The organism is Mucilaginibacter ginsenosidivorax, assembly GCF_007971525.1.
In the GTDB taxonomy this organism is placed as follows: Bacteria; Bacteroidota; Bacteroidia; order Sphingobacteriales; family Sphingobacteriaceae; genus Mucilaginibacter; species Mucilaginibacter ginsenosidivorax.
On the sequence record NZ_CP042437.1, the window covers coordinates 6,679,610 to 6,692,323 of the forward strand.

10 protein-coding genes are annotated in these 12,714 nt (G+C 47.1%); 9 read left to right on the top strand and 1 reads right to left on the bottom strand.

Translation table 11 applies throughout. The annotated features are described in order from the left end of the window. Positions 1-23 precede the first annotated feature (23 nt). Entirely contained in the window at positions 24-3,575 is a 3,552-nt protein-coding gene (locus FSB76_RS27635; protein WP_147059233.1) for a DUF6443 domain-containing protein, read from the top strand. Positions 3,576-3,596: 21 nt separating this feature from the next. Further along, positions 3,597-4,193, top strand: a complete 597-nt coding sequence (locus FSB76_RS27640; protein ID WP_147059235.1) for a hypothetical protein — start codon at positions 3,597-3,599, stop codon at positions 4,191-4,193. Between the two features lie 735 nt (positions 4,194-4,928). On the opposite strand, the gene FSB76_RS27645 is transcribed toward FSB76_RS27640, so the two are convergent. Continuing rightward, entirely contained in the window at positions 4,929-6,827 is a 1,899-nt protein-coding gene (locus tag FSB76_RS27645) for a T9SS type B sorting domain-containing protein (RefSeq protein ID WP_147059237.1), read from the bottom strand. Between the two features lie 277 nt (positions 6,828-7,104). On the opposite strand from FSB76_RS27645, the gene FSB76_RS27650 reads away from it, so the two are divergent. The 7 genes from FSB76_RS27650 to FSB76_RS27680 all read left to right on the top strand — a co-directional run bounded on the left by FSB76_RS27650 (position 7,105) and on the right by FSB76_RS27680 (position 12,662). Continuing rightward, positions 7,105-8,595, top strand: a complete 1,491-nt coding sequence (locus FSB76_RS27650; RefSeq protein ID WP_147059239.1) for a phytoene desaturase family protein — start codon at positions 7,105-7,107, stop codon at positions 8,593-8,595. After that, positions 8,592-9,428, top strand: a complete 837-nt coding sequence (locus FSB76_RS27655; RefSeq protein ID WP_147059241.1) for a phytoene/squalene synthase family protein — start codon at positions 8,592-8,594, stop codon at positions 9,426-9,428. The genes FSB76_RS27650 and FSB76_RS27655 overlap by 4 nt, the downstream gene beginning before the upstream one ends. Positions 9,429-9,481: 53 nt before the next feature. Then, positions 9,482-9,997: an isopentenyl-diphosphate Delta-isomerase gene (idi, locus tag FSB76_RS27660; protein WP_147059244.1), complete on the top strand. Its 516-nt coding sequence runs from the start codon at positions 9,482-9,484 to the stop codon at positions 9,995-9,997. Positions 9,998-10,016: 19 nt separating this feature from the next. After that, positions 10,017-10,472, top strand: coding sequence for a sterol desaturase family protein (locus FSB76_RS27665; RefSeq protein ID WP_147059245.1), 456 nt, complete (start codon positions 10,017-10,019; stop codon positions 10,470-10,472). Between the two features lie 63 nt (positions 10,473-10,535). Next, complete coding sequence (locus tag FSB76_RS27670; RefSeq protein WP_147059247.1) at positions 10,536-11,219, top strand: MarR family winged helix-turn-helix transcriptional regulator; 684 nt, start codon at positions 10,536-10,538, stop codon at positions 11,217-11,219. 28 nt (positions 11,220-11,247) lie between these two features. Further along, positions 11,248-12,024: a 3'(2'),5'-bisphosphate nucleotidase CysQ gene (cysQ, locus tag FSB76_RS27675; RefSeq protein WP_147059249.1), complete on the top strand. Its 777-nt coding sequence runs from the start codon at positions 11,248-11,250 to the stop codon at positions 12,022-12,024. A 92-nt stretch (positions 12,025-12,116) separates the two neighbouring features. Then, complete coding sequence (locus tag FSB76_RS27680) at positions 12,117-12,662, top strand: DUF6886 family protein (RefSeq protein WP_147059251.1); 546 nt, start codon at positions 12,117-12,119, stop codon at positions 12,660-12,662. Positions 12,663-12,714 lie beyond the last annotated feature (52 nt).

Sequence of the window (12,714 nt, forward strand, 5' to 3'; positions counted from 1 at the left end):
TAAACACTTATTCAGACAAACAAATGGAATTGCCAAAAAAAATATATAAGAGTTTCCTGCTAATGGCAGGAGTGTTTTTCACCGTAAGCGCGGCGCACGGCCAAACCTCCACGCAAAACTACATCCGTACCAGGGTGCCGCGCGTACCCATCGCTACCAATACCCGGCTTGACCAGCTGACGGGGGTCAAGGATTCTGTAATGACGACGATAGACTACGTGGACGGCCTTGGCCGGCCGCTGCAAACGGTACAGATGCAGGCATCGCCTGCGGGGTACGACGTGATTCTGCCCCATACTTATGATGCCTTTGGGAGGGAAGCCGTAACGTATTTGCCCTACCGGACAACCAATACCAGCTACGGCGCTTACCGCAGCGACGCACTTACCACGGGTGCAGGTGTAAGGGCTTTTTATAATCCGGCAAACGGTACCGCCGAGGGGCAGCAGACGAGCGGGGTGGTGCTTACACCTTATCCATATTCGGTTACCGGCTTTGAGGCCTCGCCACTGAACACGGTAATTGAGCAGGGTGCGCCCGGGCAGGCCTGGCAGCCCGGGGCCGCGCCGGATGCGGCCAGCAACAAAAACACGCTGCGCATGGTTCAAACCATCAACGACCAAAGCGCATTCAGCACCACTAACGTCACCTCGTCCAATACCGGCAGCCGGATGGCGGCCCTGTATACCGCGACGGTGAACACCAACGGCAGCCGCTCGTTGGTACGCGCAGGCAATACGGCCACCTACGGCAGCGGGCAGCTGTTTGTGAGTATTGCCCGCAACGAAAACTGGAAACCCACCGACGGTTGCTTTGGCACCACGGAGGAGTACAAGGACAAGGACGGCCATGTAGTGCTTAAACGGACGTATAACATTAAAGGCAGCACGGCCGAGATGCTGAGCACCTATTACGTGTATGACGACCTTGGGAACCTGTGCTTCGTACTGCCGCCGGGAGCAAGCCCCGATGCCAATGCGGCCGTCAGCCAGAGTGCGCTTGGCAACTTCTGCTACCAGTACCGTTACGATGCCCGCGGAAGGCTGTTTCAGAAAAAAGTACCGGGCAAGGGCTGGGAGTTTATCATTTATAACAGCATCGACCAGGCTATAGCTACCCAGGATTCGGTACAGCGGATGAAGGCGAGCCAGGAATGGACGATAACCAAGTACGACGCGCTGGGCAGGCCGGTGATTACGGGCATTTTTCAAAACGGCAGCAGCGGTACCGATAACCACGTAGCCGTACAGGCGCTGGCCGATGCGGTTACCACGCTTTGGGAGGCTCCCGCTACCACGGGCAGCACCGGCTACACGGGCAATGCCTGGCCCAATACCTATACCACAACGCTCACGGTGTCTTATTATGACCTGTATACCAACGTGCTCGGTATTCCATCTTTGTACAACCAGCAAAGCAATACGCTGTACACCAAGCGGACAACCGGTTTACAAACCGCAACAAAAGCCCTGGTGCTGAACACCACGGGCGACTACCTGTGGAGCGTGTCCTATTACGACGAGGACGGGCAGGTGATCCGCACCTTCAGCCAGCATTACGTGGGCGGCTCGTCGGCACTGAGCCAGTACAACTACGACGACGTAATCACCGGATACAACTTTAACAAGCAGGCGTTATCCAATCTCCGGCAGCATTATGTGGCCAACGCGGCCAAAACGGCTCCCGTACGTAAGCTGCTATCCTCGGAGGCTTATTCTTACGATCATATGGGCAGGCGAAGAACAGGCGCCAGCCAGCTTCAGGACAGCACCAACACCATCCAGGGCGCCGTGCGGGTGTCGCTGGCCAGTTACAACGAGATAGGCCAGCTGACCAAAAAAGGCCTGCATTCCATCAACGGTACCTCCAACTTCCTGCAGAACGTAGACTACCGCTACAACCCAAGGGGCTGGCTGACGAACATCAACAACCCCACCCTAAGTGTCGACGGCGGGATTACCAATACCGATACCAACGACCAGTTTGGCATGGAGCTGAAGTACGACAACGCGGCAACGCCGCAGTACAACGGAAACATTGGCAGCACCACGGTGAAGACGACGGCCCTGTCGGGCACCAGCTACCCGGCCCTTACCTATAACTACGCCTACGACAAGATTAACAGGCTAACCAACGCGGTGAGCACCACCACGACCCCCAACGACAATTTTTATAATGAGAACGTGACCTACGACGTGATGGGCAACATCACGAAGCTGAACAGGTACGACAAGCCTGCAAGCTCCCGCATAGCGATTGACAGCCTGACGTACACATACGTAAGTGGGAACAAGATAGATCGGATCGACGAACTGGGCACGGCAGCGGGCTTCATCAACGGCGCGAACCAGGCGGCAGAATACACCTATGACGGCAACGGCAACCAGCTGATGGACCTGAACAAGGGACTTACCCAAACCTACAACATGCTCAACCTGCCGCAGACGGCGGTCAGGGCAGGCATATCGGTTGCCTACATCTACGATGCCGCGGGCAGGAAACTGAGGAAGCTGTCGACAAGCGGAAGCACGACCACTGTCACGGAGTACGTGAACGGCATCCAGTACGAGTATACGGGCACCTATCCCGTGATTTCCTTTATCCAGACCGAAGAAGGCAGGGCGAGGAAAAACGGAACGGTGTACAAATACGAGTATGACCTGAAGGACCACCTGGGCAACACCAGGTTGACCACCACTTGGGACCCGTCGGACGCGGCGAACCAGCTTACGCCGCTGAATTCGCAAAGAAATGATTATTATGCGTTTGGGTATACCATACAAAGTTTGATCGGTACTTTGCCAAGTTCTCCAAATCACTATCTTTACAATCACAAGGAGTTGCAGGACGAGACGGGACTTTACGATTATGGCGCAAGGTTCTATGATCCGGTGATTGCAAGATGGGCAGCTGTGGACCCGTTGGCTGAGAAGATGAGGAGGTGGTCACCTTATAATTATGTATTTGATGACCCGATGAGGTTTACTGATCCCGATGGAATGGGCCCCGAAAAAGTAAGAGCTCCTAAAAAGGAGCAGCAGGCACAGCTACTTGGTTATCTTAACTTCAGATCAAAAACACAATACACCTTCAAAAATGGCTATCTTACGGTTGATAAAAATGCAAAAGACAACAAAGCGGGATCCTCAAAATATTCTAACAGGCTTAATGAAGCGATTAGAAATCCTAAAACACTTACGCTTGTTATGGGTCAAACATTTAAAGGCGAAAACAATGCAACGCTATCAGTTGATCTCAATGCAGGAGGTGGTGTGACATCTACACCTGCGAAGCCAGCAAATAGTATGTCTATAGACCAAAGGCCAGGTATTGCAGGTGATCCTGTTATAACGATATCAGGTAATCCTAACAACAGTATATTAGATAATGGGAAGATCGTTCCCGACGATGCATCATTGATCATTATGCATGAAATTGTAGGACACGGACTTCCGATAATGCGGGGGTCAACTAAAGGGAATGCAGTTGACGATGAAAACGAAATTCGGAAAGATCTCAACGTACCTTTAAGACCACTTGATCCCCTGCATAAAGAAAGTAACTTCAATCATTAGTTTTAATTCGTATCTTGTAATATGAAAAATTTTGTATTTTTTTATGTCGTTTTATGCACGTTCATGTGCTCATGCAATTTCGCAAATCGAAAAAAAGAAATAGGGCAAGGTAGTGTGTCAATAATTTGTCTCAAAGACAATGATACGGTTTATGTTAAGATTACAAATAATACAGATAGCAGCATTTATATCCCGGGAAAATATATGCCGGACTTTACAAACAATGATGATACGCTTCATTTTGAAACGGTCAACAAATTTAAATATGGTGTTACTCGTTATTATCGATATAAGCATGTATTGGCCTTTGAGTTTTATACAACCCGGGAAATAAAGGGCATTAAAGCCGATTCTGTAGAAGAATATAAAAAGCAGGTAACATTTTTTAATCAATTTCGGGTTCTGCCAATGCGTGACATAAAACCTGGATCGTCATTTATTGAAAGGCTCGAGTTTAACGTTCCCCGATATGTAACTGTGGCGCAAACCGTATATTATAAGAGTCCATTTTTTCAGAAAAATCAAATTAACGCTCAATATTCATATAAAGATTTTCTGGTTTTTGACAGTTTGCGTGCAAACTACGTTAATGCTCCGGTTTTGAATAGATATCGATAAATATTCAGCTTTTAACCCCATCTGCCCGTAGTCTTCCGCTGTTCGAATGTCTCCGACTTCGAACGGCTACGCTTGTAGTTTATAACTACGGTATTTTCGCTAAATGAATATGCAACACCCGGATGTTTAATTTCATCCGGGTGTTTTTGTATACCCGCAGCTCGCGTAAAGGATAGAAACGGGTACCGGCCTGTGGCTAATGCCTGTGTAGTATGAGTGAATAGCCTGACCCTGCTTCTACCGGCAGGGGTACGCCAAGATTTAAGTCAAAAGTTAAAATTAAAAAGTCAAAAAAAATGACTGGGGCAATGGTTGTTTATTTTCCTGTCATCCTGAGTAACCTTTATTTGCGCACAAATGATCGCATTGCAAATGACACTTTTTTCAATTGATAATCAAATAGTTACAAATGTGTCAATGGCAGGAACGAAGGATCTGTCAGCTGTGCATGACCGATAGAAAAGTTCGCCAATAGATTCTTCGTACCTATCCATGACATGTTAGGTGTTATACAAACATTGGCTTTGAACGCTGGTTTCGACTCACCCCGGTCTACGCTTCGCTGGACCACCCTCTCTCCGGCTTCGCCGCAAAGAGGGTTTGAAAAAAACTTCTTGCCCCTCTATGCGACGCAGTCGGAGAGAGGGGCAGACGGGCGCAGCCTCGTCGGGGTGAGTCAACTCGCCGACATGCACCCACTGCTCACTGCCCACTGCAAACTCAAAACCCCCCCCACTACCTCACCACCGTCACGCTGCCCGATAGCGCTTTCTTGCCGTTCTTCAGGTTTACGATGTAGTAATAGGTCGCAGGCGGAACGAGTTGGCCGTTAAAGGTACCGTCCCAGGAGGTGTTGTAGCCGGCTGATCTGAATATGCGCTGGCCGTACCGGTTAAATACTTCTACCGTGTTTTGGGGGTAGGCGCTTAAGCCCGTGATGGCCCACAGATCGTTGCTGCCATCGCCATTGGGCGAGAAGCTGTTGGGGATGCTGATACCAACCGCAACTGCAGATGGGTTTACGGTAATGGAAAACTGAACGGGCAAACCAGGGCATTCATTATCGCTTAAAATAGCCATGAACCTGCCGCCGGATTGAACGGGGATTTGTTGCGCAACGGTGTTGGTAGCCGCGTTGATAACGGATATATAGGGCGAAAGGGAATTAACCACATAAACCTTGCTGCCATCGCTGTTGATGGTTATACCTGCCGGGTTTTGGCCTACATCGACAGTGGTTACAATGCTGCGGGTCAGGGTATTGATGACGGTGACTTTTTTGTCGTTAATCTGGGATACGTAAAGCCTTGCTCCATCGGGGCTTATGGCCAGGCAGTTGGCGGCTGTGCCAACGTCTATTTTATACAGGATACGCCTGGCAGCAATATCTATAACAGCTACATCGTGCGAGTTATAATTGGCTACGTACAGTGTTTTATTATCGGGACTGATGATGACACTGTTGGGCGTTGTGCCGGTAATGATGGCATATTCAAAATAACCGGTGGCGATGTCATAAAACTGCACAATGTTTGAGCCGGCATTGATGATGTAAAGTTTTTTACCGTCGGCACTGATGGTTAAATCATACGGGGTATCGCCTGTGGTAACGGTTTTTATAACGGCGTAATTGGTGGTGTTGATGGTGGTTAGCTGGTTGATGCTGCCATCGGTAACATATAACTTGCTGCCATCGGGACTGATAACCATCCCAACAGGATCGAACCCGGCCGGGAAAGTGGTGATTACTTTATTGGCGACGGTACTAATTACAGCTATGGTGTGCGAGCCCTCGTTTTCTGCATACAGCAGGCTTTTATCGGGACTAAACACCAGCCGCTGCGGGCTGGAGTTTGGCGGCATCCCGTCGGTAATAACCTGCTCGACATTATTGGTAATGGTATTGATAAGCGAAACCGAGTTTGACGAGCTGTTGGCTGCATAGGCATAGCTTGCAGGCGCGGGGGTAACGGTAATGTGCGCGGTAACGGGTGTGGTACCCGTGTTTACGGCTGTAAACGAAGGTATACCCCGGTTGCCGCTTGCGGCCAGGCCGATGGTAGTGTTATCATTTGTCCAGCTGAAGCTGCGGGCGTTGCCTGTAAAAATAACGCCGTTGGTAAGCTGTCCGTTTTGCACGGTTTGATCGGGGATGGGGCTAACCAGAGGCAGCGGATTAATATGGCCGCTTACCCTTGCTGTTTGGGTTACTTCGCCCGAAGTGAGCGCGACATCGCCCGAAATATTACCCGCCGCGGCCTGTGCCGACGAACGTACGTAAACCACCTGGCCGGATATTAAACCGGAGGTTTGTGTAAGTACAACACTTGCGCTATAAGTACCATCGGCGGTAAGCGACACCTCGAAATCAGCAGGGGCTGTAACCGTAACATCGGCAGATAAACCACTTGCCGACACCGTAAATTGCTGAACGGCCGGGCTTGCAGAGGCCGTACCGACGCAGGCAGAAATAGCCCCGGTTACCTCGCCAATTATTAACTGTGGCGCGGCGGTTGTAGATTTGGATAATATTTTAAAAGCATCATTTTCCCGTCGGCCCGGCGTTGCCCAGGCTTTTATCATTACCAGTAGCAGTAAAGCAATTATTAACGGTAGATGCAGGTGTTTTTTCATATAACTTCGTAAGCAGCCAAGTTAAAACGACTGGTAAACGCTGTAATTTTTTGTAAATATAAGGCTAATATTAACTTAACTAATCATGACGCCTGCGGCAAACCTGGGTTAACAGGGTTTATTGTAAAACACGAGGTTGTAAATAATTTCTCCATTTTGGTACTATATTATACAATAATTTAATTATTGATACAGTTAAGTACTATATTTGTTGGCTGATTAGTTGGTTTATCCGGGTTGATGAACCATATTTACATAACAATCATTTTAGCTGATTTTGAACGATAAAACCAATTTTGCTGTTATTGGCTCTGGCTTTGCCGGTTTAAGTGCCGCTGCATACCTGGCAAAGGCCGGGTACCAGGTTGATGTGATTGAAAAAAATGCAACTATAGGCGGCCGTGCCCGGCAGTTAAACACCAATAACGGGTACTTGTTTGATATGGGCCCAAGCTGGTACTGGATGCCCGAAGTGTTCGAAAAATTCTTCGCTGATTTTGGTTACAAGCCTTCCGATTTTTATGAATTGAAACAACTGGATCCCGGATTTTCGGTAGTTTTTGGTGACGATGATGTTATGGCCGTGCCTGCCGATTTCAACGCGTTGTGCCAGTTGTTTGAGTCGATAGAAACCGGCAGCGTGGCACAATTAAAACTGTTTTTGGCCGAGGCCGCTTATAAATATAAAACGGGGATGGATAAACTGGTTTACAAACCGGGTTTGTCGCTCACCGAATTTTGGGATTGGGACCTGTTTAAAGGGGTTTTTAAATTGCAGGTGTTTACCGCTTTTAGCAAACACGTCAGGAAGTTTTTTAAAAACCCCAGGCTAATAGCGCTCATGGAGTTCCCGGTACTGTTTTTAGGCGCCATGCCCGAAGATACCCCGGCCTTATACAGCCTCATGAATTACGCCGGCCTGCAGTTGGGTACCTGGTATCCGAAGGGTGGTTTCGGCAAAATTATTGAAGGGATGCAGGAAGTTTGCAAAGCGCAGGGCGTAAAATTTTTTACCAATACGGCTGTTACTTCAATTAAGGTGGCCAACAACCGGGTTTCGGCAATTGTTACTGCCAACGATACAAGGGCCTATGACGGCGTTATCGCTGCGGCCGATTATCATCATGTAGAAGAAAAACTACTGGAGCCACCATTCAGAAACTACCAGGAATCATACTGGGACAAACGGGTAATGGCGCCATCAAGCCTTATTTTTTACCTTGGAATTACCCGCAAAATAAACAGGCTTGACCACCACACTTTATTTTTTGACGCCGATTTAAAACAGCACGCGCAGGAAATATATAAAGAGCCCCAATGGCCTTCAAAACCACTGTTTTATGTTTGCTGCCCATCAAAAACCGATGATACCGTAGCACCCGCAGGGCACGAAAACCTGTTTATCCTGATGCCGCTTGCACCCGGGATTGAAGATAACGACGACCTGAGGGAAAAATATTTTAATTTGATTATGGACAGGTTGGAACATTTTAGCGGCGTAGCTATAAGGCAACATCTGGATTACAAGCAAAGCTATTGTATAAATGATTTTGTTGCCGATTATAACTCCTACAAAGGCAATGCTTATGGGTTGGCCAATACGCTCATGCAAACGGCAAATCTAAAGCCATCCATCAGCAACCGCCGGATAGGTAATTTATTTTATGCCGGGCAGCTTACGGTACCAGGCCCCGGTGTGCCGCCGTCAATCATATCAGGTAAAGTTTCGGCCCAACAATTAATTAAATATTCAACCAAAAATAAATGAAAGCGAGATTCGATAAATTATCTGCAACGTGCAGCAGGGAAACCACCCGGCTATACAGTACCAGTTTTTCGCTGGGTATCTATTTTTTAAACAAAGAGCTTCGTGATCCTATATATGCCATTTATGGCTTTGTAAGGCTGGCCGACGAAATTGTGGATAGCTTTCACGATTATCCCAAGGCCTTGCTGTTAGCGGAGTTTAAAGAAGATTGTTTCCGCGCGATAAGCCGTGGCATCAGCATCAACCCGGTACTCAATTCTTTTCAGCAGGTTGTTAATAAATATCACATCAACCATGACCTTATCAGGCAGTTTTTAAAGAGCATGGAAATGGACCTGGCGGTGCAGGAGTATACCCCCGATAAATACGAGGAATATATTCTTGGTTCGGCGCAGGTAGTGGGTTTAATGTGCCTGCATGTGTTTACCAACGGCAATACTGATGAGTTTGAACGACTGCGTGTGCCTGCTATGAAATTAGGATCGGCGTTTCAAAAAGTGAATTTTTTAAGAGACGCAAACGCGGATTATCAGGAATTAAACAGAACTTATTTTCCGGAAGTAAACCTCTCATCTTTTTCTGATCGGGATAAAAAGGCTATCGAGCAGGATATTCTTCGCGAGTTTAATGAGGCGTTGGATGGTATAAGGCAACTGCCCCGTTCATGTCGTAAAGGGGTTTATCTTGCTTATGTTTATTATAAGCAGTTATTTCGTAAAATAGCCAATGTGCCGGCCGCGAGGGTAATGGAACAACGCATCCGGGTATCCAACGGGCATAAATTTTGGCTGATGTTTGATTCGCTGGTGCGGTACAAACTAAATGTATTGTGAATACGGTTATTAAAAGAAAGAAATCACAAAAAAATACTGATAAAACAAACCTGATGGAAGAATACGTTATTTTGGTTGACGATGATGATAACGAAGTGGGTGCCATGGAAAAGATGGAGGCCCACCTGCAGGGTAAAAAGCACCGTGCATTTTCGGTATTTGTTTTTAACCTGAAAGGCGAGTTGCTATTGCAGCAGCGCGCACTGGATAAATACCACTCGGGCGGCAAATGGACAAACACCTGCTGCAGCCACCCGCGGCCAGGTGAGGATACACTGGAAGCCGCCCATCGCCGTTTAATGGAAGAGATGGGTATGGATTGCCAGCTAAACCATGTTTTTAGCTTCAGTTATCGTGCTGCAGTGCAGGCAAATCTTATTGAGAACGAATATGACCACGTGTTTTTTGGCGTCAGCAATACGGTGCCCAATCCTTCGCCCGATGAGGTAGAAGCCTACCGCTACATCGGCCTGGATGAACTTGCCCGGGAGTTGGATGAACATCCTGCCGATTATACGGCATGGCTGAAGATCTGCTTTGATCAGGTGTATGCAAATTATTACCAATAACCACAATTAACCCGCAATAATGAATGCTTTAATTATCATAGTCACATTTTTTGCGATGGAGGGTGTTGCCTGGTTTACCCATAAATATATAATGCACGGTTTGTTATGGGTATGGCACCGCGACCATCACAAAAAAGAGCAGCCCGGCTACCTGGAAAAAAACGACCTGTTCTTCCTCATCTTCGCTATACCCGGTATAAGTTGCCTGGCCGCGGGTATTTTAGGGGCTATGCCGGTTTTTACTTGTGTGGGTATTGGTATTACGTTGTATGGCGCCTGCTACTTTTTTGTGCACGATTTATTTATACATCAGCGTATTAAAGTATTGCGCAATTCGCAAAACTGGTATTTAAAGGCCATTCGCAGGGCGCATAAAATGCACCATAAGCATATTGGGAAAGAAGCGGGGGAGTGTTTCGGCATGTTGTGGGTGCCGTTTAAATACTTCCGGATAGGCCCGGGAGACGGAAAATAGCATAACAAGATAAAACTTATATAAATTTGGCAACAACTGCGGTAACCGTTAGATAGAAAAATCATGAAATCATACAAACTCATTCATCAATTGATAAGCCTTGTAGAAGAGATGGAGAAAGAGAACAAAGGCGATGAAGTTTCTATTCAGGATTTTACCGGTTTTCTGCTTAATCACGTGGCCGATCCTGCCGACGATTATGTTAATGGCGATATCCGTTTTGGTAACAGCGAAAAAATGGCTCTTGAAGTGGCCTACCAGCTTGATAATAATATAGGCAGGCTGTTTGTATTTATGAGCCGTTATGCCAAATTTTACATTAAAAAAGCGCTGGATGGCACCCCGCTGCAAACCGCTGAGGAATTTACCGGGCTGGCTATTTTGCTTACGCATGATCATTTAACAAAAAGCGAGCTGATTAACTATAACCTGCAGGAAAAAACATCGGGCACAGAAGTGATCAGGAGGCTGATAGCCGCAGGCCTGGCCACGCAATGGGATAACCCCGAAGATAAACGCGGCAAATACGTGGGCATTACCGATAAGGGCAAGCAGTTATTATACGAGGTTTTTGTGGATACCAGCTATGCAGGCAAAATGATAACCGGCAAGCTCAGCATTCCCGAAAAACTTACGCTGCAGCACCTGTTGCAAAAGCTGGAAGATTTTCATTACGAACATCATGAAAAGAAAACCATTAGCACAAAGGCCGATATGAAAGCTTTTATTGAAGAAAGCGTTGATTAAAAACAAACGCAACTTTTTGTGAACCTATATGGAAAATAACACCTCAATCATCTCGCCGGGCGAACTTACCGCGTTATTGTTATTGGCAAAGCAAGCCGGCTCCGGTATTTTAAGCGTTTACAATACGGATATCGAAGTAACGCTGAAAGATGATTTGTCGCCTTTAACGCTGGCGGATAAGGTATCCCATGATATCATTACCGAAGGTTTAACCGCGCTTACTCCTGCTATCCCGATAATTTCTGAAGAAGGCAAGGATATTCCCTATGAGACCAGGAAAAATTGGGAGTACTACTGGTGCGTTGATCCGCTTGATGGTACAAAGGAGTTTATTAAACGCAACGGCGAGTTTACCGTGAACATTGCGCTCATGCACAACAATACCCCGGTTTTAGGCATCATCTACGTACCCGTAACCGGCGATCTTTATTATGGAGGTGAGGGCATTGGCAGCTGGAAGGAAACAGCCGAAGGCGGGAAAACGCAAATTTATGCAGATGTAAAGGCAACGGAATGGATATCTGTGGGCAGCCGTTCGCATGCATCAGCAGAGGAAGCATCGCTGCTGGCGCGATACCCTGTTTCAGAAACAATTTCTATCGGAAGCTCCATTAAATTTTGCCTGATAGCCGAAGGTAAAGCTCATATTTACTACCGGCAGGGCCCAACCATGGAGTGGGATACCGCCGCCGGCCAGGCCATAGCCGTTTATAGTGGCGCTACAATGAGCAGGCCCGATGGCGAGCCATTTGAATACAACAAGCCATCGTTATTAAACGGAAGTTTTTTGGTAAAGGCGGGATAGGAGGGACAGGTATAATTTCGGACAAAAAAATCTAATTAGGCTTAATCACACTCAGATATAAAACACAACTTTGCATAAGATACCTTGCAAAAATGTTAAACTACCACCCGCAATTAAATAAGCAAAGCGGCCTTTTTCATGTAAGCGAACAACCGGGCATCCAGCTATTTGAGCCAAGGCCATCGCCGTCATATTTTTCCGAAATAAAAGGCGATGTAGTGTTTGCCATTGATGCCTCCTTATTACACAACTACCTGTTGCCACGCAATTGCCCGCGGGTTACTTTTTATCTTAATGCCGAAACTTTATGGGCAGATAAGGAAAGGTTTATGGGAAGTACTACGGCCAATCATGTTGTGGTTGTTGAGTCTGGCTGGTATCAGCGAATCTTAGAAGCTACCTTATATTGCTATCAACTGCCTGCGGATGGTTTTACACTGCTTGATGCCTGTGCGGGATATTATATCTGCTATCAACCGGTCGTACCAACATCGGTTACACCGGTAAATGATATCATCGGCGAATTACTTTGGCGTAATGTCGAACTGCGTTTTACGCCATCGATTATTCAACTGGCCAATGATGTAAGCCAATCATCACTTAACTTCTCAAATATCCGGATGAGGAACGCTAAATAAACGCCGGTGGCCTACTGATGCCATTAGCATAGATAAAATAAGGACATAGCGA

Bases quoted from the DNA above. Each gene is read 5' to 3' on its own strand.
- FSB76_RS27645 (WP_147059237.1), bottom strand. From the start codon at position 6,827: ATGAAAAAACACCTGCATCTACCGTTAATAATTGCTTTACTGCTACTG.
- idi (WP_147059244.1), top strand. From the start codon at position 9,482: ATGGAAGAATACGTTATTTTGGTTGACGATGATGATAACGAAGTGGGT.
- FSB76_RS27655 (WP_147059241.1), top strand. From the start codon at position 8,592: ATGAAAGCGAGATTCGATAAATTATCTGCAACGTGCAGCAGGGAAACC.
- FSB76_RS27665 (WP_147059245.1), top strand. From the start codon at position 10,017: ATGAATGCTTTAATTATCATAGTCACATTTTTTGCGATGGAGGGTGTT.
- FSB76_RS27635 (WP_147059233.1), top strand. From the start codon at position 24: ATGGAATTGCCAAAAAAAATATATAAGAGTTTCCTGCTAATGGCAGGA.
- FSB76_RS27640 (WP_147059235.1), top strand. From the start codon at position 3,597: ATGAAAAATTTTGTATTTTTTTATGTCGTTTTATGCACGTTCATGTGC.
- cysQ (WP_147059249.1), top strand. From the start codon at position 11,248: ATGGAAAATAACACCTCAATCATCTCGCCGGGCGAACTTACCGCGTTA.
- FSB76_RS27680 (WP_147059251.1), top strand. From the start codon at position 12,117: ATGTTAAACTACCACCCGCAATTAAATAAGCAAAGCGGCCTTTTTCAT.
- FSB76_RS27670 (WP_147059247.1), top strand. From the start codon at position 10,536: ATGAAATCATACAAACTCATTCATCAATTGATAAGCCTTGTAGAAGAG.